This window comes from Halomonas sp. AOP13-D3-9 (assembly GCF_052379125.1).
In the GTDB taxonomy this organism is placed as follows: domain Bacteria; phylum Pseudomonadota; class Gammaproteobacteria; order Pseudomonadales; family Halomonadaceae; genus Vreelandella.
The window spans coordinates 12,692-30,002 of record NZ_JBQSYH010000026.1; the positions used below are offsets into that span (position 1 = coordinate 12,692).

Annotated in this window: 16 protein-coding genes; 13 read left to right on the forward strand and 3 right to left on the reverse strand. The window is 57.2% G+C overall.

Features of this window, described 5'->3' with window-relative positions; all coding sequences use genetic code 11:
• Positions 1 to 134: 134 nt before the first annotated feature.
• Complete coding sequence (locus ACT3UM_RS22310; RefSeq protein WP_231896759.1) at positions 135 to 1,130, reverse strand: tRNA dihydrouridine synthase; 996 nt, start codon at positions 1,128 to 1,130, stop codon at positions 135 to 137.
• A gap of 147 nt (positions 1,131 to 1,277) precedes the next feature.
• Between ACT3UM_RS22310 and ACT3UM_RS22315 the strand changes: the two genes are divergently transcribed.
• The 3 genes from ACT3UM_RS22315 (at position 1,278) to ACT3UM_RS22325 (ending at position 4,811) form a co-directional block, all read left to right on the forward strand.
• Positions 1,278 to 1,535, forward strand: coding sequence for an OadG family protein (locus ACT3UM_RS22315; RefSeq protein WP_498902239.1), 258 nt, complete (start codon positions 1,278 to 1,280; stop codon positions 1,533 to 1,535).
• A 91-nt stretch (positions 1,536 to 1,626) separates the two neighbouring features.
• Positions 1,627 to 3,462 carry a sodium-extruding oxaloacetate decarboxylase subunit alpha gene (oadA, locus tag ACT3UM_RS22320; RefSeq protein ID WP_498902240.1) on the forward strand — a complete coding sequence of 612 codons (1,836 nt, stop codon included), beginning with the start codon at positions 1,627 to 1,629 and terminating at the stop codon, positions 3,460 to 3,462.
• 26 nt (positions 3,463 to 3,488) lie between these two features.
• The gene (locus tag ACT3UM_RS22325; RefSeq protein WP_498902241.1) at positions 3,489 to 4,811 is read left to right on the forward strand and encodes a sodium ion-translocating decarboxylase subunit beta; all 1,323 of its coding nucleotides are present in this window, start codon (positions 3,489 to 3,491) and stop codon (positions 4,809 to 4,811) included.
• A gap of 146 nt (positions 4,812 to 4,957) precedes the next feature.
• Here ACT3UM_RS22325 and ACT3UM_RS22330 read toward each other — a convergent pair whose 3' ends face one another.
• Positions 4,958 to 5,575, reverse strand: coding sequence for an IMPACT family protein (locus ACT3UM_RS22330; RefSeq protein WP_144810524.1), 618 nt, complete (start codon positions 5,573 to 5,575; stop codon positions 4,958 to 4,960).
• On the reverse strand, positions 5,575 to 5,955 hold the full coding sequence (locus ACT3UM_RS22335; RefSeq protein ID WP_261377656.1) for a LexA family protein: 381 nt from the start codon (positions 5,953 to 5,955) through the stop codon (positions 5,575 to 5,577). Before ACT3UM_RS22335 ends, ACT3UM_RS22330 begins: the two co-directional genes overlap by 1 nt.
• A gap of 197 nt (positions 5,956 to 6,152) precedes the next feature.
• Here ACT3UM_RS22335 and ccmA point away from each other — a divergent pair, with 197 nt between their 5' ends.
• The 10 genes from ccmA (at position 6,153) to smc (ending at position 16,827) form a co-directional block, all read left to right on the forward strand.
• Positions 6,153 to 6,773: a cytochrome c biogenesis heme-transporting ATPase CcmA gene (gene ccmA, locus ACT3UM_RS22340; RefSeq protein WP_498902242.1), complete on the forward strand. Its 621-nt coding sequence runs from the start codon at positions 6,153 to 6,155 to the stop codon at positions 6,771 to 6,773.
• 132 nt (positions 6,774 to 6,905) lie between these two features.
• Positions 6,906 to 7,574: a heme exporter protein CcmB gene (gene ccmB, locus ACT3UM_RS22345; RefSeq protein ID WP_498902283.1), complete on the forward strand. Its 669-nt coding sequence runs from the start codon at positions 6,906 to 6,908 to the stop codon at positions 7,572 to 7,574.
• A 14-nt stretch (positions 7,575 to 7,588) separates the two neighbouring features.
• A complete protein-coding gene (locus tag ACT3UM_RS22350; protein WP_498902243.1) occupies positions 7,589 to 8,356 on the forward strand; it encodes a heme ABC transporter permease in 768 nt (255 codons plus the stop codon).
• The gene (gene ccmD / locus ACT3UM_RS22355) at positions 8,356 to 8,553 is read left to right on the forward strand and encodes a heme exporter protein CcmD (RefSeq protein ID WP_498902244.1); all 198 of its coding nucleotides are present in this window, start codon (positions 8,356 to 8,358) and stop codon (positions 8,551 to 8,553) included. Before ACT3UM_RS22350 ends, ccmD begins: the two co-directional genes overlap by 1 nt.
• On the forward strand, positions 8,543 to 9,052 hold the full coding sequence (gene ccmE, locus ACT3UM_RS22360; protein WP_498902245.1) for a cytochrome c maturation protein CcmE: 510 nt from the start codon (positions 8,543 to 8,545) through the stop codon (positions 9,050 to 9,052). The genes ccmD and ccmE overlap by 11 nt, the downstream gene beginning before the upstream one ends.
• 26 nt (positions 9,053 to 9,078) lie before the next feature.
• Positions 9,079 to 11,088 carry a heme lyase CcmF/NrfE family subunit gene (locus ACT3UM_RS22365; RefSeq protein WP_498902246.1) on the forward strand — a complete coding sequence of 670 codons (2,010 nt, stop codon included), beginning with the start codon at positions 9,079 to 9,081 and terminating at the stop codon, positions 11,086 to 11,088.
• A complete protein-coding gene (locus ACT3UM_RS22370) occupies positions 11,085 to 11,612 on the forward strand; it encodes a DsbE family thiol:disulfide interchange protein (RefSeq protein WP_498902247.1) in 528 nt (175 codons plus the stop codon). Before ACT3UM_RS22365 ends, ACT3UM_RS22370 begins: the two co-directional genes overlap by 4 nt.
• A complete protein-coding gene (locus ACT3UM_RS22375) occupies positions 11,603 to 12,073 on the forward strand; it encodes a cytochrome c-type biogenesis protein (RefSeq protein ID WP_498902248.1) in 471 nt (156 codons plus the stop codon). The genes ACT3UM_RS22370 and ACT3UM_RS22375 overlap by 10 nt, the downstream gene beginning before the upstream one ends.
• Positions 12,070 to 13,308 carry a c-type cytochrome biogenesis protein CcmI gene (gene ccmI, locus ACT3UM_RS22380; RefSeq protein ID WP_498902249.1) on the forward strand — a complete coding sequence of 413 codons (1,239 nt, stop codon included), beginning with the start codon at positions 12,070 to 12,072 and terminating at the stop codon, positions 13,306 to 13,308. Before ACT3UM_RS22375 ends, ccmI begins: the two co-directional genes overlap by 4 nt.
• A gap of 24 nt (positions 13,309 to 13,332) precedes the next feature.
• The gene (gene smc, locus ACT3UM_RS22385) at positions 13,333 to 16,827 is read left to right on the forward strand and encodes a chromosome segregation protein SMC (RefSeq protein ID WP_498902250.1); all 3,495 of its coding nucleotides are present in this window, start codon (positions 13,333 to 13,335) and stop codon (positions 16,825 to 16,827) included.
• Positions 16,828 to 17,311 lie beyond the last annotated feature (484 nt).

Consider the following 17,311-nt stretch of genomic DNA (forward strand, 5'->3'; position numbering starts at 1 on the left):
CTTTATTACCTGTTCTTAGCCTAACCGCCTATTTTCAAGCCTGACCGGATAAGGCTCGCACCCCGGTCTTGCGATCGTGTGTAGCGCCCCCGCTTTGCGGTAGGGCGCTTTTTTTTGCCCGATCAAGTGGTGGCCTAAGCTAGCGCGACGTGGTGATCGTCAACCACTAGGCTGTCGAGCAACTGATCCAACTCGGTGAGGCGCTTCACACGCTGAAAATTTTCTTCGGCCTCACTGCTGCCTTGGCGCATTTGGGCGAGCCATTGCTTCACTAGCGAGACAACGACCCGGTCAGGCAGCTGCTGGCGCTGCAGGGCGGCGTACTCTTTGAGTACGCTGGCGCGCATGGCCCAGCTGCTTGCGGGCAGTCGCTCGCCGGTTTGCAGCCAGTGGCGAATACGGGGCGCCAGCCAAGGGTCGGCCAGTGCGCTACGCCCTAGCATCACATCGCGGCACCCGGACAGCGTGCGGGCCTTCCAGTAATCTTCCAACGTCCAGATATCGCCATTGGCGACAACCGGGATATTCACCTGTCGGCGAATTTTGCCGATCCACTCCCAGTGCGCCGGTGGGCGGTAGCCCTCGTCTCGGGTGCGCGCATGGACTACTAGCTGCGCGGCGCCGCCCGCTTCAGTGGCCTGGGCGCAAGCAACCGCTAAGCGGCGATTGGCGAAGCCCAGGCGAATCTTGGCGGTCACCGGGATGGCTCCCTCTAAAGCGTCGTGAACGGCTTTAACCGCTTTATAGACGCGATCCGGCTGGCGTAGTAGCGAAGCGCCGCCATCGTGCCGATTAACCAGCTTGGCAGGGCAGCCGAAATTAAGGTCGACACTCACTGCGCCTAAGCTAAGCGCCTGGCGCGCGTTGGCGGCCAGAGCAGCAGGGTCTGAGCCCAGCAGCTGTAAGTGCACGGGAATGCCGCTCGGCGTTGCGACAGGCGGTTGGGTAAGCTCGGGGCAGTGCTTATAAAACACTCTTGGTGGTAGGCGGGCATCCACAACGCGGACAAACTCGGTAACCGTCCAGTCGAACCCGGCATGGCGGGTTAACAGGTCACGAGTCAGCGCGTCGATTACCCCTTCCATCGGGGCTAGGCCGATTCTGCCGTTTTGTAGTAAATTAACAACCATGACTTCCACTATCGCGCCATTGCATTCTATTCTGAGTGTGGCAGGTTAGTGTATTCCCCTTACTGCGCCAAGCGCCTTTCGATGTATTGGCGTAATGATGTGCGTAAAACAGTGCTTGAACGGTACTTTAAGAAAGGAGAGCGTCTTATGCAGGATCTAGAACTATTACAAGATGGGTTGGCATTGATGGCGCTCGGTATGGGCGTAGTGTTTGTTTTTCTTACTGTTTTAGTTATTAGCGTCACGCTGATGTCGAAGCTTATCGGGCGTTTTCAACCTGTTCCCGTCGCTATTAATACGGGTAAAAAAACGTCGCAACCTTCGGCTCCCTCTGATCAAAGTGATGAGGTCATGGCCGTTATCAGTGCTGCAGTGCACCGTTACCGCTCAACGCGGCGTCGCTAACTTTCTCAATTTTTTCCATTTCAGCCCTCTTTTGGCTATTTTTTTGTTATTTTTACTACAAACTTACAACTCTCTACTGTGAGCCAAGACCATGAACGAAATAAAACGCCCTCTAGGCATTACCGATGTCGTGCTGCGCGATGCCCATCAATCGCTGTTTGCCACGCGTATGCGCCTGGACGATATGTTGCCGATCGCCGAAAAGCTGGATCGCGTTGGCTACTGGTCGCTGGAAACCTGGGGTGGGGCTACCTATGATGCCTGCATTCGTTATTTGGGCGAAGATCCGTGGGAGCGTATTCGTGCGTTAAAAGAGGCCATGCCCAATACGCCTCAGGCCATGTTGCTACGTGGTCAAAACCTGCTGGGCTACCGCCACTACGCTGATGACGTTGTCGATAAGTTTGTTGAGCGGGCGAAAACCAACGGCGTTGACGTTTTTCGCGTCTTTGATGCCATGAACGATCCACGTAATCTTGAGCGCGCCATTCAGGCGGTGCGTAACGTCGAAGGTCACGCCCAGGGCACCATCTCTTACACCGTGAGCCCGGTACATACCCTGGATAGCTGGGTTGATCTCGCCAAAACCATTGCTGGCTTAGGCGCGGATTCATTGGCTATCAAGGATATGGCGGGGCTACTGACGCCCTATACGGCATTCGATCTGGTCACCCGGCTCAAGAAAGAGCTATCGATTCCGGTGCACCTGCACTGCCACGCCACCACTGGTCTCTCGACCTCAACCATTTTGAAGGCAGTGGAAGCGGGCATTGATAACGTCGATACCTCGATTTCGTCCATGTCGATGACCTACGGCCACAGTCCCACCGAGTCCGTGGTGGCAATGCTGAAAGATACCGGCCGCGATACGGGGCTGGATCTTGAGCTACTGGAAGATATTGCCGGTTATTTCCGCGAAGTGCGTAAGAAGTACGCTGCTTTTGAAGGCTCACTGCGCGGTATTGATTCGCGCATTCTGATTGCTCAGGTGCCGGGCGGTATGCTGACCAACATGGAAGGCCAGCTCAAAGAGCAGGGTGCGGGCGATAAGCTGGACGACGTACTAAGCGAGATCCCCCGCGTCCGCGAAGACCTGGGTTTTATTCCGCTGGTCACACCCACTTCGCAAATTGTCGGCACTCAGGCGGTGATGAACGTGATGATGGGCGAGCGCTATAAGTCGATCTCCAAGGAGGTTCAGGCGCTGCTTAAAGGGGAGTATGGTGCCGCGCCAGCGCCTTTTAATGCCGAGCTGCAAAAGCGCGTGCTGGAAGGCGGTGAGCCGATTACCTGTCGCCCGGCGGATAATCTTTCGCCGGAGATGGACAGGCTGGCCACCGAGCTGAAAGACAAAGCCAGCGCTGAAGGCATCCGCTTGGCCGAAGGTAAGCGCGAAGTGGATGACGTGCTGACCTATGCCCTGTTTCCGCAGATTGGTCTGAAGTTCCTCAAAAATCGCGACAATCCCGACGCCTTTGAGCCTGTCCCCCAAGCAGCTGAAGCAAACGCCGAAAAGACGCCCGCCAAGGTGGAAAGCAAAGCGCCGGTCGCAAGCCAAGGCCCGGAAACTTATACCGTGAAACTCAACGGCAAAGCCTTCGTGGTAGAGGTCTCTGAAGGCGGTGAGCTGGGCGAAGTGCAAGAGCAAACTGCCTCTGGCACGGCGTCGGCTCAGCCATCCTCTAGCGAAGCGCCTGCGCCGAGCGGTGGCGGTAGTGGAGAGAGCATCGATGCACCGCTGGCCGGTAATATTTTCAAGGTTAATGTACGCCCCGGCGACAACGTCGCAGAAGGCGATGTGGTGATCATCCTTGAGGCGATGAAAATGGAAACCGAGGTGCGTGCCAGCAGTGCAGGCACTGTGTCTAAGGTTAACGTCAGCGAAGGCGATAGCGTCGTCGTAGGCGACACGCTGATCGAGCTCTAAGGGCCCCCGGTAATGGATAAAAAGTAATGGATAAATTAGTAACGTTATGGGAAGGCTCGGGGCTGTACAACCTAGAGCTTGGCCAAGCGGTCATGATGGTCGTGGGGCTATTGCTGCTCTACCTGGCGATCTATAAGAAGTTTGAGCCGCTGCTACTGGTACCCATTGGCTTTGGCGGCATTCTCGCCAATATTCCTGAGGCCGGGCTGGCCATTTCAGCGCTCGACCAAGCGATTGAGGTGGCCAAGCCTGCGGTACTGCAGCAGATGGCGGCAGCATTGGGTGCTAGTCTCGATCCGTTATCGAACGCAGACGCATGGCGGGAGGCGTTGCATATCATCGCTCACGATGCTGCGGCGCCCGATGAACTTCGCGCCGCACGGGATATTGCCGTGGGCGTTGGCTACAGCGACGGCATGCTCTATAGCTTCTACAAGGTCGCGATTGGCTCGGGCATTGCACCGCTGATTATCTTTATGGGCGTGGGCGCCATGACCGACTTCGGCCCGCTGTTGGCCAATCCACGGACGCTGTTTTTAGGTGCAGCGGCTCAGTTCGGTATTTTTGCCACCCTGTTTGGCGCCGTGTTGCTTACCTCGATGGGGGTGATGGACTTCTCGCTTAATCAGGCTGCCGCCATTGGTATTATTGGTGGCGCCGATGGCCCGACCTCCATCTACGTATCCAGCGTGCTGGCGCCGGAGCTGCTGGGGGCTATCGCCGTGGCCGCCTACGCCTATATGGCGTTGGTGCCACTGATTCAGCCGCCGATTATGCGTCTGTTGACCACCCAGAAAGAGCGTGAGATCAAGATGACTCAGCTGCGGCCGGTCTCCAAGCTGGAAAAAGTGGTCTTCCCACTGGTGCTGTTGATTCTGGTCGCGCTGTTTCTGCCCGATGCCGCTCCGCTGCTGGGCATGTTCTGCTTCGGTAATCTGATGCGCGAGTGCGGTGTGGTAGAGCGCTTGTCGGATACCGCGCAAAACGCCCTGATTAATATCGTCACGATTATCCTCGGCCTGTCGGTAGGCTCCAAGCTGATGGCTGAGAGTTTCCTGTCGTTCGAGACGCTGGGGATATTAGGCTTGGGGATTGTTGCCTTTGGCATTGGCACGGCCGCCGGGGTATTGATGGCCAAGCTGATGAACCTGATGAGCAAAATGCCCATCAACCCCTTGATCGGCGCCGCGGGGGTATCTGCTGTGCCGATGGCCGCGCGAGTGGCTAACAAGGTGGGGCTTGAGGCGAACCCGCATAACTTCCTGCTGATGCACGCCATGGGCCCCAACGTGGCGGGTGTGATTGGCTCGGCAGTCGCCGCAGGCGTAATGATCAAGTACCTGGGGTAACGCTTAAGGCAGGTGTTAACCGCCTGTTTTAATAGTGGGTCAACAGAGCGCGGCATACTGACACTTTCTGTATGTCGCGTTTTTTATAGGCGTATTGTTTAGTCTAGAGGGGATGTTGAGTTTAGATGGGTGCTCTAGTCAGGGAGCTAGTCAGTGATAATATGGATAGCACTCTTTAAACGGTTTTCCAGTGGAGTAAGATCAAATGGACAGTCCCGTGGCCAGCCAATGGTCAGGCGCACGCCATCACCATCGTAGTCGGCTTGCTCAATAGGGATCGCACCTTCTTCGCACCAGGCGCGGGCAATCGCTTCATTAGCAAAGGTGAGTCGCAGGGTGTAGCTGTCGCGCTCAACCACTTCCCGTGTAGGTAGCGTCTCAAGGGCATGGCTAACCGCCTGGGCGTAGGCGCGGGCTAAACCGCCGGTGCCTAGCTTGGTGCCGCCAAAATAACGAATCACCACACAGCCAATCTGGCCCAGTTGGCTGCCCTGGAGAACCTGATACATGGGTCGGCCAGCGGTGCCGCCTGGCTCACCATCATCGGAAAAGCCAATCAGATTTTGCTCGCCGGGTGGCCCGGCAATATAGGCAGTGCAGTGGTGGCTGGCATTAGGGTGCGCGGTTTTTGCCGCATTCAACAGACTAGTGAATGCATTGATATCTGGGGCGTAGCAGACCCAGGTGATAAATTGGCTCTTTTCGACTTCAATGTCAGCCGTATGCCATGACGCAGGGGGTAGCTCGGGAACCCGATAGCGCATTAATGCTCCGTGAAGGTAGTCTCACTTTTCACACCCATTACCATGCCGAGCACCTGAATATCCCGGTTATGCAAAAAAAGCGCTGGCTGCTGAGTATCCTCTGGCCATAGCTCAACGCCAAAGCGGCTGATAGAGAGCTGCTTCAAGGCGATTGTTTGCTGGTTAATTTCGGCAACGGCGGTTTCTATCTGGGTATCGTGTTGATAGCGCCGGATAATAATGACATCGCCATCGAATAAGTTGCAATCACACAATGCATTGCCGCGCACTTTGAGCGCATAGGTATTGCGTCGGGTAACGTTAGCTGACATCGCATAGGGACGTGGTACTGCTTGCATGCGGCCGAACGTAGCGGTAGGTGCTGCCATCGATAGGGTCATTATGAAGTCTCCATTGCATGTTCTTTCATACAGTGGTTTTTAGTATAGACCTGTTTTTGCATACAGTGCTAGCAGTAATTAGTCTTAACCCTCTTTGATGGGGATCACGCTGCGACCCAGCGCCGCATTGTGTGAGTGGCGAGCAAGGGGCTTTACGTGTAGAGTTCGACGCAAAATCAATATGCCAGGAGAGACGCTTGAGCCTGTGTCTACAAGCCCGACAGCTTGCCTGTGAACGTGACGACCGCTGGCTGTTTCAAGGGCTGGATCTAGATATTCGCAGCGGTGAAATTGTGCGTATCGAGGGGCCCAATGGCAGTGGTAAGACCAGCCTGCTGAAAATCCTCTCCGGGCAGCTCAGTGACTATCAGGGCGAGCTTTTCTGGAATGGCGCTGCGATGAAAGAGGCGCGTGAACATTTCCTGGCTAATTTGCTCTATTTAGGGCACACCCCAGGTATTAAGTTGGGGCTTTCCCCGTTAGAAAACCTGGCATGGTATCAGGCGCTCAGCGGGGAAAACGGTAACGAGGATCAGCGCCTGGGTGCCCTTGAGCGGGTTGGTCTGGCAGGTTTTGAAGATGTGCCTGCAGGGCAACTCTCTGCTGGCCAACAGCGTCGCGTGGCGCTGGCGCGCTTAACGCTGACGCCCCGGTCTCTCTGGGTGTTGGATGAACCTTTTACCGCGATAGACCGTCACGGCGTCGCTGAGCTGGAAAGACAGCTTGTGGCCCACGCGCAGGCGGGGGGCTGTGTGCTGGTAACGACACACCACGAATTAACCGCCTCACCGTTGTTGAGACGGATATCCCTCGAGTAAAGGGGAAAGGAGAAAGGGTTGCACAGCTCTTTACATGGCGCTTCACATGGTACTTCAAATAGCTCTTCACAAGTTTCAGAAACCACCCAACAGGTGCTAGCAGTGCCACTGCGTGAGCACAAAGGTGGCTTGATGATCGCCGTGAAGGCCACGCTAGCGCGTGACTTAACGCTGTTGCTGAGACGCCGTGGCGAGGTGCTCAACCCGCTGGTGTTTTTTGCCCTGGTGATCACGCTGTTTCCGATCGCGATTTCGCCCGACCCTGAGTTGTTAGCGGTCATTGCGCCGGGTTTGCTGTGGGTGGCGGCGCTGTTAGCCGCGCTGCTGTCATTAGACAGCCTGTTTCGTAGCGATTATGACGATGGCAGTCTGGAACAACTGTTATTGGCGCCGCAGCCGTTAGCCGCGCTGAGTTTGGCCAAAGTGGCCGTGCACTGGCTGCTGACAGGCCTACCGTTGGCGCTGATGGCGCCAATATTGGGTATTATGCTGGCGCTGCCAGCGGGTAGTTACGCCGTGCTGGCGCTGTCGCTTGCCCTGGGCACGGCAAGCTTGAGCTTGATTGGCGCGATTGGTGCGGCGTTAACCGTCGGCTTGGCGCGGGGCGGGGTGCTGCTTTCGCTGCTGGTGCTACCGCTGTATATCCCGGTGCTCATTTTTGGCGCCGGTGCGGTGCAGGCCGCCATTTTCGGAGACGGCGTCGCTGCCCATCTGGCTATCCTGGGCGCGCTGCTCGCTGCCTCACTCATGTTGGCGCCGTGGGCGATTGCCGCATCGCTGCGTATCAGTATCAACGGTTAAGGACAGGACACGCTATGTGGGCCTTTATACATAAACTGGGATCACCCAAGTGGTTCTACACCATTAGCGCCAAGCTGCAGCCCTGGTTCTGGGCCGCGGCGGTGCTGTTATTGGTCGTTGGCTCGCTGTGGGGGCTAGCGTTTGCCCCGGCGGATTACCAGCAGGGTAATAGCTTCCGAATTATATACGTTCATGTGCCTGCGGCCTTTTTAGCCCAATCCATTTTTATCGCCATGGCAGTATCCGGCCTGGTGTTTATGGTCTGGAAAATTAAAGTCGCTGATATGGCGGCGGCGGTGATGGCCCCTCTTGGCGCAACAATGACCTTTGTGGCGCTGTTCTCCGGCGCCGTGTGGGGCGTGCCCACCTGGGGAACCTGGTGGATGTGGGATGCACGGCTAACCTCCATGCTGATCCTGCTGTTTTTGTATTTGGGCGTGATTGCCCTGCGCGGCGCGTTTACCCGTCGCGATAGCGCTTCACGGGCAGCCTCGGTGCTGGCCATGGTGGGGGTGATCAATATTCCCATCATCAAATACTCGGTGAATTGGTGGTACACCCTGCACCAGCCCGCTTCGTTTACCCTGACGTCGCGCCCGAGTATGCCGACCGAGATGTGGCTGCCGCTGGTGATTATGGTGCTGGGTTTTTACAGTTTTTTTATTGCCTTAACGCTGATGCGCACGCGCAGCGAGATTCTGCGCCGCGAAGCTAACAAACGCTGGGTGCAGGATCTGGTCAACGGCCAGGTGGTTAACGTACAGGCCGAGGAGGCTCGCTAATGGCATTTGACTCACTTGCTGAATTTCTCGCCATGGGTGGCCACGCGCCTTATGTATGGTCTGCCTGGGGCGTTACCGCGCTGCTGTTGCTCGCCATCGTTTGGCATGCACGTGCAGAGCAACGCCAACTGCTGAAAGGCTTGAAGCGTCGCGCAAGACGCGAAAACAGAGTGAGGGGAGTGGCCAATGACGCCTAAACGTAAACAGAAACTGTTTGTTATTCTGGGCATTGTGTCGCTGGCCGCGATTGCCGTGGGGCTAACCCTGTACGCGCTACGCGCGAACATTAACCTGTTTTTTAGCCCGGTACAGATTGCCCAGGGCGATGCGCCCATGGAGCGGCAGATTCGCGCCGGTGGCATGGTCAAAGAGGGCTCGGTTTCCCGTGACCCTGAAAGCCTGGACGTCGAATTTACCGTCACCGATTATGTCGATGACCTGGAGGTCTATTACAGCGGCATCCTGCCGGATCTGTTCCGTGAAGGACAAGGCGTTGTTGTTGTGGGTGAACTTCAGGCCGATGGTCGCTTGTATGCCGACAAAGTCCTTGCCCGTCACGATGAAAACTATATGCCCCCTGAAGTGGCCCAAGCATTGGAAGAAGCGGGCTACTCGCCTGCCGATTACCAAGCTAAAGCCGCCGAGGTGGGCAAACGCCTGGACGAAGAAGGCGTACCCCAGGCAAGCGAATATTAGGGTAGATAGCCCAATTTGGAGCACGCATGCTGATCAAACTGATTCCTGAAATTGGCCACTTTGCCCTTATCATTGCGCTGCTTATGGCGATGGTGCAGGCAGTGATGCCGCTGGCCGGTGCGGCGACTAGGCGCCCACTGTGGATGGCCTACGGTCAACCCATGGCGGTGGGGCAGTTTGTGTTTATTGCCATTGCTTACGGCTGCTTAACCGCCAGCTATATGCTCGACGACTTTAGCGTGGCCAACGTGGCCAATAACTCCAACTCGCTGCTGCCCTGGTACTACAAGTTCAGCGCCGTGTGGGGCAACCACGAAGGGTCGGTGCTGCTATGGAGCTTTATGCTCGCGGGCTGGGGCTTTGCGGCTAGCCTATTCACCGGCAACCTGCCGCGGGATATGGTCGCGCGGGTCATGGGCGTGATGGGCATGGTCTGCGTCGGCTTCTTGCTATTTATTCTGATCACATCGAACCCCTTCGAGCGGCTACTGCCCGATATGCCCCAGGATGGCGCCGACCTTAACCCGCTGCTGCAAGACTTTGGGCTGGTGGTGCATCCGCCGATGCTTTACATGGGCTACGTCGGTTTTTCCGTAGTGTTTGCGTTTGCCATTGCGGCGCTCATGGGCGGGCGATTAGACGCCGCCTGGACGCGCTGGGCACGGCCCTGGACGAATATCGCCTGGGCGTTTCTGACCGTAGGTATCGCGCTGGGTAGTTGGTGGGCCTACTACGAACTTGGCTGGGGTGGCTGGTGGTTCTGGGATCCGGTCGAAAACGCCTCGCTACTGCCCTGGCTAACGGGCACCGCGCTGGTTCACTCGCTGGCGGTCACCGAAAAACGTGGCTCGTTTAAAAGCTGGACCGTGCTGTTGGCGATCTCGACCTTCTCGCTATCGCTGATGGGGACTTTCCTGGTGCGCTCCGGGGTGCTGACCTCGGTGCATGCGTTTGCCAACGACCCGGCCCGAGGTTTCTTTATCCTGATGCTGCTGGCCATTACGGTCACGCTATCACTGCTGATATTTGCCCTGCGCGCCCCGCGAGTAAGCCATAAAGTAGGCTTTAACTGGCTCTCCCGAGATGCGCTGCTGCTGGTCAATAATATCTTCCTGGTGATTATGACCGTCACCGTGCTGTTGGGAACCGTCTATCCGCTCATCCTGGACTCTTTGGGGTTGGGTAAAATAAGCGTAGGCCCGCCCTATTTTAACGCCCTGTTTGTACCGCTCACCGTGGTGATGTGCATCTTTATGGGGCTGGGCTCGGTAACACGCTGGAAAAGCATGGCGGCACGTGACCTTATCCGTAAACTGTGGCTGGCAGGCGTTGCCGCGCTGGTGCTGGGTATATTAATGCCGTTGTTGTATCGCGGTGAATGGAACCTGTTTGTCTCGCTGGGTATCGTCGCTGCACTCTGGATTGTGCTGCCGATGGTGCGTGATGTGTTCGATAAAACCCGCCATGCCGGCTCGTTTGTCGCCGGTGCCCGCAAGCTCTCCCTGGCTTACTGGGGCATGGTGTTGGGGCATATCGGCGTTGCGGTTACGATTGTTGGCGTGACGGTTGTTTCCAACTACAACATCGAGCGCAATGTACGTATGTCGCCGGGCACCACGGTCGAAGTGGCGGGCTATCAGTTCACCATGACCGAGTTAACCGAGCGTCGCGGGGCTAACTTCCTGGCGGACACCGCTATCCTTCAGGTTCAGCGGGGCGAGTCAGGTCGCAGCTTTACCATGCGGCCCGAGAAGCGCCTTTACCTGGCGACCGGTATGCCGATGACCCAGGTGGCTCTGCGCCCTGGGCTGTTCAGAGACCTTTATGTGGCCATGGGTGAAAATCTTGGCGATGGCAGTTGGGCGATGCGGGTGCAGTACAAGCCCTTTGTCCGCTGGCTGTGGCTAGGTGCACTGCTGATGGCGTTCGGTGGTGTACTGGCGGTGCTCGACAAGCGCTACCGCCGCGCCACGGTCACCCGTGAAGCGCCGAACGTGGCCAGCCAGGGCAGTAGCGCACGGGAGGCGACTGTATGAAGCGACGACTATTGCTACTGCTGTTGCCAGTGTGTTTTTTAGGGCTGGCGCTGTTCTTTTTCCATGGCCTTTCGCTGGACCCTTCCCAGCGAGATTCAGCGCTGATGGCACGGGAGTTCCCCGCCTTTGAAGCCGCCACGCTGCGCGATGAGAATCGACGCGTTGACCAAACGCTGTTAGAGGGAGAAGTGACGCTGGTCAACGTATGGGGCGAATGGTGCCCGGCCTGTAAGCAGGAGATGCCGCAACTGCTGGAGTTGGCTGACCGGGGCATTCGCATGGTCGGGGTTAACTACCGCGACACTCGCGAGAAGGGCCGGGAGTTTCTCAGCGAATTTGGCGACCCGTTTGAAGTTAATATTTTTGATCCAGAGGGCGATCTAGGCTTTGATCTCGGCGTTTATGGCGCCCCGGAAACCTTTCTGGTCGATGCCGACGGGGTGATTCGCTACCACCATAAAGGCTATGTATCACCCCAAGACGTGCGCGAGCGGATTCTGCCGGAGGTGGAAAAATGGCGCTAATGCGAACCCTAACAGCGCTACTACTGCTAGTCATGGCGTTTGGCGCAGTGGCGGGGGGTATCGAACTGCGCGAGTTTGACGACCCAGTCACCGAGAAGCGTTATCACGACTTGACCGCTTCCATGCGCTGCCCGCTGTGTGAAAACCAAGCGATCAATGACTCCGATGCCCCCATTTCGGCAGATATGCGCGACCGGGTTTATCAACTGCTGCAAGATGGCCAGTCGGATATCGAAATCATCAATCACATGGTGCAGCGGTTTGGCGAATATATTCTCTACAACCCGCGTTTAGAGAGCCGCACCTATCTTTTGTGGGGCCTGCCCATCGCCCTGGTATTACTGGGCGCTATTGTGGTCGTCATGATGGTTCGTGCCCGCCGTAACGCCTCTGCTAAAGCATTGAGCGCCGAAGAGCGCCAGCGTATAGACGCGCTGACTAACCGTAAGAGGTCTTCATGACGCTGCTTTGGATTGCGATTGCCGTTTTACTGCTCCCCGCGCTGTGGCTGCTGGTATCGCCGCTAAGAAAAGCGCGTGCGTTGCACGACCAGCAGCACGACTTTGAAGCCAACGACACCTCCGCCGAGCAGAACGTGGCGATTTTTAAGCGCCGCCTAGCGTCCTTGGAAGCGGCCCGGGAGCGTGGTGATATCGATGCTGCTCGCTTCGACGAAGACCGTCTGGAGCTTGAACGTAGCCTGCTGGAAGATACCGCCTATAGCGAGCGTCGGCCGCTCAAGTCAGCCAGTGCTGGCCGTATTGTGGTGCCCGTAGTGATGCTCGCTGTCGTGGCCGTTAGCGTCATTTGGTACCAGCAAGAAGGCGCGGAAGGCGACCTGGTGCTATTTGCAGTGCAACAAGACGTACAGAACGATCCTGATGGCTCGCTTACCATGTATCTCGAACGCATGGAGGAGCAGGCCGAGCGCCAACCGGATAATCCCAATGTGTGGAGCACGCTGTTTCCGCTCTACCGCGAAACCGGACAAATGCCCAAAGCCGTGGACGCCCTGGAGCGCCTGATCGAGATTGAAGGGCGGATTCCGCCGCTGCTTGCGCAACTGGCGCAAATTCGTTTCTTTATGGCCGAGCGCCAACTGACCGACGACGTGCAGGCGCTGGTCGATGAAACTCTGGAACAGGATCCCCGCCAGCCTACCGTACTGGGCTTGCTAGGCATTAATGCCTTCGACAACGGCGATTATGAGCAGGCCATCGATCACTGGCGCCGGGCAATCGCCAACATTGAAGACCCTAACACTGTGTCTTCGCTGCGCGACGGTATTCGTGTGGCTCAGGAGCGCATGGGCATTGAACCTGAAGAGGCTGTAGCCGAAGGCAATGGCATTCGGGTGCGCGTTGCGTTAGACGAACAGCTCGCTGGACGTGTTAACGATAACGACACGGTGTTTATCACTGCCCGCGATCTTGAAGGCGAGTTGCCACCTCTGGCTGTGGTGCGCGCGCAAGTCTCTGAACTGCCCATGACGGTAACGCTAGACGATAGCACTGCGATGTCACCCCAGGCGCAGATCTCCCAGGTACGTGAAGCGCGCTTAGTGGTGCGCGTTTCCCCCTCCGGCCAAGCAACGCCCCAGCCGGGGGATTTGTTTGGTGACCTTGAGAGCGTCAGCATCGGCCCGATAGCTGAAGATGAAGCGGCTGAAGTGGTGATTAACCGTGTCTTTGAATAACCGCAACGGGAACGTCGCCTCGGTATGCGCTTAACGTCGATTCGCTTAGTCGGGTTCAAATCCTTTGTGGACCCCGTCACGGTGCCCTTCGATGGCAATATGACCGCCATCGTAGGCCCCAATGGCTGCGGTAAATCCAATATTATTGACGCCGTGCGCTGGGTCATGGGGGAGTCCTCCGCCAAAACCCTGCGCGGCGAATCCATGGCTGACGTTATCTTTAACGGCTCCACCGGCCGTAAACCGATTAGCCAAGCCTCTATAGAACTCAAATTCGACAATCGCGACGGTGGCATGGGCGGTGTTTACGCCCAGTATGCGGAAATTGCCGTAAGGCGCCTGGTCACTCGTGATGGACAATCCAACTACTTCTTTAACGGCCAGAAGTGCCGCCGCCGGGATATCGCCGACCTGTTTATGGGCACCGGCCTGGGCCCGCGCTCCTACGCGATTATCGGCCAGGGGATGATTTCGCGGCTGATCGAAGCGCGCCCCGACGACCTGCGCTCGACGCTGGAAGAAGCCGCGGGAATCTCCAAATACAAAGAGCGCCGCCGGGAAACCGAAAACCGCATGCGGCGCACCCAGGAGAATCTCGAGCGCCTTGACGATATTCGTGAAGAGCTGGATAAACAGCTAGAGCGCCTCAAGCGTCAGGCCGAAGCCGCCAAGCGCTATCAAGACCTAAAGGAGCAGGAGTATCGGCTCAAGGGCGAGCTTGCGCTATTGCGTGGTCGCACCTTGCGGGCGGAGCAGTCCCACCAGGAGAGCCGCGTCCGCGAACTGGAAATAGCCGTTGAAAAAGATGTCTTCGGCGTACGCCAGTGCGAAACCCGGCTGGAACAAGCTCGCGAGCAGCACGACGAACTTTCGGAAGTGCTTGACCGCCACCAGCAGCAGTTCTTTGAAACCACCACGCGGATTGCGCGTTTAGAGCAGGATCAGGCCCACCGCCGCAGCCGTGAAACCCAGCTGGCCAGCGATATCGCCACGGCCCGGCGCGAATTGGACGAGCAGCGCCGCGTTAGCGAAGGCGATCAGGAGCGTTTAGCCGCCATTGACGAGCGCTTTGACGATCTACTCCCCGAACACGAAGCGCTGGAAGAGCAGCTCGAAAGCCTGGAGCAGGCGCTGGCCGACGCTTCCCCCGCGCTGGAAACCGCCGAGCAGCAGTGGGCCGATGCCGAAACGCGCTGGCGAGATGCCAGCCGCGATGCGGATCGCAGTCAGGATCAACTACGAGACCTTGAACAACGTATTGCGCGCTTGCAGGCGGAAAATCAGCGCCGCCGCCAGCAGCGCAGCGAGGTCGCCGATCTCACTGCGCTGCGCGAAGAGCATGCGGTGTGTCAGGCCCAGTTAACCGAAGCAGAGGAACAGGCGGAAGGCTTTCAAACCCAGCGCGATCAATGGCAACAGCGCTACGGCGATGCTAAAGCAGCCTACCAGCAGGCCACTCAGACGCGGGACAACCAGCGCGCCGAGCTAAGTCAGCGCCAGGGTGAGTTGGCCTCACTTCAAGCGTTGATTGATGCTGCCCTGGTGGATCACGATCCTGCTATTGGCACGAGCTTGGAAGCGCATGGCTTGGCGGATGCCCCGCAGCTGGGTGAAGCGCTGCAGGTTGAGCCCGGCTGGGAAACGCTGGTGTCCTGGCTGCTCGCGCCCTGGCTCAATGCCCGCCTGGTGGACCGTCACCAACTGGCCGCTTTACCTGAAGCCCTAGCCACGGAGTGGCGGCTGATTGATCAAACGCCGCCAGCCGCCTCAACCTCTGGCCAGCGACTAGACCGTTTGGTCACAGGCGCCGGTGCGTTGGGCGAATGGTTAGCAAGCATTCACTATACGCAAACGGCAGAACAAGCGGAGGCGCAGGTAGCGCACCTGGCCCCAGGTGAAAGCGTGGTGAGCCAGGATGGCGTTTGGCTGGGCCGCGGCTGGCTGAACCAGCAGGCCAACGGCGAAGGTATCGACGGGCTGCTATTAACGCGCCGCCGCTACGCAGAACTGACCGCCCAGCACGAAAGTGAAGAAGAAGCGCTGGCGCTGGCAGAAGCGCAGTGTGAGGCGGCCAGTGAGACCATTGAAACCCTGGAACAGGCCCGTGAGCAGCAGGCCGAACAGGAGCGTGCCCACGCTGCCACCCTGCAGCAGTTGGCGGTCAAAGAGCGCAGCCTGGCTCAGCGCCTGGAACATCTAGAGAGTCGTGCCACTGAACTTGATGCTGAACTTGCCCAGTTGCAAGAGGATGAAGCAGAGTTAGCGCTTACCATCGACGAGCAACGCGCCCGCTGGGACGTGGCGATGGAACAGCTGGAAAGCGCAGCGCAAGCGCGGGAAGCCAGCGCTGAGCAGCGCAACCGGCAGCGCGAAGCGCGTGACCAGTTAACTCAGCAACTAGCCCCGCTCAAAGCACAGCAGCAGGCGCTGGCACTTGAGCGGGAGCGTTTAAGTGCCGAGCGCGATAGCCTGCGCTCCCAGCAGGCGCGCTCCAGCGACTCTGAAGAGCGTCTATCACTGCGTATTGCCGAGCTAGAAGAGTCGCGGGAAATGTTGATCGAGCCCGATGAACTGGCGGGAGAAGAGCTCGAAGAGCTGCTGCACCAGCGCGAGCAGCAGGAGGGGCGCTTAAACGCGACTCGTCAACAGGCCCAGGCACTGGCAGAGCAACTGCGTAATGATGAACTGGCCCGCCAGCAGCACGAGCGCAACCTGGAACAGAGCCGCGAGCAATTACAGCAGCGGCGAATGGATGCACAGGCGCTGGCGCTCAAAGCCGCTACTCAGGACGAGCAGCTAGCTGAATTAGGCCATAACGTCGAAACCCTTGCCGAACAGCTGCCTCAGGAGGCCACTGAGACACGTTGGCAAGAACGTCTGGAAAGCACCACGGATAAAATTCGCCGTTTGGGGGCGATTAACCTTGCTGCCATTGAGGAGTACGATCAGCAAGCCGAGCGGCGTAACTATCTGGAAGCGCAGCACGCTGAGCTTACCGAAGCACTGGAAACGCTTGAACGGGCGATAAAGCGCATTGACCAAGAAACCCGTGTGCGCTTCCGGGAAACCTTTGATCAGGTCAATGCCGGGCTGCAAGCCCTGTTTCCCCGGGTGTTCGGTGGCGGGGCAGCATGGCTGACATTGACCGGCGATGATCTGCTGGAAACCGGCGTGGCAATTATGGCTCGCCCGCCGGGTAAAAAGAACAGCACCATTCATCTGCTCTCGGGTGGCGAGAAGGCGCTGACCGCGCTGTCGCTGGTATTTGCGATCTTTCAGCTTAACCCCGCGCCGTTCTGTATGTTGGACGAAGTTGACGCCCCACTGGATGACGCCAACGTAGGGCGTTACGCTAGGCTGGTGAAGGAGATGTCTGAAAACGTTCAGTTTATTTACATCACCCACAACAAAATTGCCATGGAAGCCGCCGAGCGCCTGATGGGGGTCACCATGCAGGAGCCCGGCGTTTCGCGCATGGTTTCCGTGGGTATTGAAGAAGCCGCGGCGTTGGTTGATTAAACTCACTCTCTCCCAAACTCGCCAAGCAAAGCTGTGGCAGTATTCTGAGTAAGCGCTGAAGAGTGTATTTCGAGCGACAGAGTGGGAGAGACAAACGCCAAGTGGGTAATCTTTTGTTGGCTAAATGCGTAAAAAAATGTCCTAAAGCGTTCAACTTAACTATATTACCCCTATCAATAGCGCGGGCGAGATGGTTAAACGGCTTATAGAGGGAATATACTCTGGTGGATGAGGCGGTTGTCAAAACGGCTTTTCTTGCATCTAGGATTCCTTTATAAAGCTAATCATAGATGTTAGATCTAATGATCGTGGCACTTTTGTTTGAAGTTAAGGTCAGAATTCTTCGCCTTAAATAGTGTCAGAATTTTGCCAAGGCGTGAAAATCGCGTTAAATGCAGCAAAAATTGGCCATTTTCACCATAATCGCGCTATGCTTGGTGACAAGTACTTATTAAATAGCAGTTACAGTTATCCAAATTCAGGC